At 75.4% G+C, this 1,914-nt stretch carries 1 protein-coding gene and 1 pseudogene; both read left to right on the forward strand.

Translation table 11 applies throughout. The annotated features are described in order from the left end of the window. The first annotated feature begins 156 nt into the window (after nt 1-156). Nucleotides 157-1,188, forward strand: coding sequence for a TolB family protein (locus tag BU198_RS15075; RefSeq protein WP_188296422.1), 1,032 nt, complete (start codon nt 157-159; stop codon nt 1,186-1,188). A 146-nt stretch (nt 1,189-1,334) separates the two neighbouring features. After that, nucleotides 1,335-1,914: pseudogene (locus BU198_RS15080) on the forward strand (hypothetical protein); the annotation flags it as partial.

A 1,914-nucleotide genomic window follows, 5' to 3' on the forward strand; every position in this document is an offset into this window, starting at 1 on the left:
GTCGGCGGGGGCGCTGGCGCTGTGCGTGCTCGGCGCGGCGGCCGTGCTGCGCCCGTCCGAAGCCGATGCGGCCGCCGCCGGTGACGGGAGACCGGGAACCGCGGCCGGGCCCGTCACCGGCACGTCCGAACCCGCCCCCGCCGCCGAGGAGAAGCCGTGAACCCGCAGAACCGGACCAGGGTGATCATCCTGCTGGTCGCCGTCGTGCTGCTCGGTGCGGTCGGCACCGGAGCCGTGCTCCACGCCGCCGACCGCACCGCCCGGCGGGACCAGGTCCAGCCCGGCGGTCCCGAGGTCGCCTCCGGCGCCGTGTCGCTCGGGGCGTCCGCCCACGGACGGCAGCTGCTGTTCCGCAACATGGCCTGGGGCCCGCACCGGGACGAGATCACCACCGTCCCCGCCGACCGCCCCGACGGCCCGCGTACCGCCTCCGGCGTCCAGTGCCTGCGCTTCCACGCCGCCGCCGGCACCGGCATCTGCCTCCAGGCCCAGCACGGCGCGCTGGAGGACACCTACCGCGCCGTGGTCCTGGACGACCACCTGCGCGAACTCCGGTCCTTCCCCGCCGCCGGCATCCCCACCCGCTCCCGGGTCTCGCCCTCCGGGCACCTCGCCGCCTGGACGGTCTTCGTCAGCGGCGACTCGTACGCGGGCAGCGACTTCTCCACCCGCACCTCGATCGTGGACGTCAGGGACTGGAACCTGCGGGAGAACCTGGAGGACTTCGCGGTCGTCCTGGACGGTCACCCGTACCAGGCGCACGACGTCAACATCTGGGGCGTCACCTTCGCCGACGACAACACCTTCTACGCCACCCTCGCCAGCGCCGGCCGGACCCACCTGGTCCGCGGCGACCTCGCCGCCCGCACCCTCACCACCCTGCACGACAACGTCGAGTGCCCCTCGCTCTCCCCGGACGGCACCCGGGTCGCGTACAAGAAGCGCGTCCCCGGCCTGCCCGTCGACGCCCCGTGGCGGCTCTACGTGCTCGACCTCGCCACCATGACCGAGACCGCCACCGCCGAGCAGCGCAACATCGACGACCAGGCGCTCTGGTCCGGCGACGGCACCCTGGTGTACGCCCTGCCCGGCGACTACGGTGCCGACCTGTGGACCGTCGCGGCCGACGGTTCGGGCAGCGCGCAGCAGGTCACCAAGGCCGCGGTGGCCCCCGCCTACCTGGGCTGAGGAACTCTCGGCTACGGTCCCACGTCGAGCAGAGTGTGACGTGCCGATCGAGCGTCCGGGCCGGGCGTACCGGCCGGACGTCCCGATCGAGCGCCCTGATCGAACGGGGGAGCAAGACAACCGTGGACGGTATCCCGCCCGAACGCATGGTGACCGATTCCTGGCCCGCCCTGCACGGCCGACCGGTCCTGCGGCGCACCGTCGCCGTCGGACTGGTGCTCTGCGTGTCCGTCGCCGCCGCCCTCGTGGTGCGCGGCGTCAACGCGTTCACCGTCGGCCGCACCGGCCGCGAGACCGACCGGGACCGCGCCGAACGCCTGGCCGGCCTGCACCCCTCCCAGCACCCCGGCGCAGGACGCTTCTACGTCCCGGTCGGCGCCGTCTACACCCACACCTCGGACGGCGCCCCGGTCGCCTACCTGCACTACCGCCTCGGCGGCGGGAGGGCCCCCGGCCTCGGTGACTTCCTCAGCGCCTACGACCTCCCCACGCCGGGACCGGTCGCCCCGCTCCCACCCGACCTGCTCGCCGCGCTCGGCGGCGACGAGCCGGCCGAGGCCTCGGAACTCCCCGAGTCCTCGCCGCCGCCCGCCACCGCCCCGTCCACGGTGCCCGTGACCCCGTCCGTCGCCCCGTCCGCCGACGCGACGCCCAGCGAGAGCCCCTCGCCGGAGGTCGCCCCCGCCGCCGAGGCCGGCCAGCTCGCCGCCGACCCCGCCGACCCCG

The sequence above is a fragment of the Streptomyces sp. CBMA156 genome, assembly GCF_014596515.1.
GTDB lineage: Bacteria > Actinomycetota > Actinomycetes > Streptomycetales > Streptomycetaceae > Kitasatospora.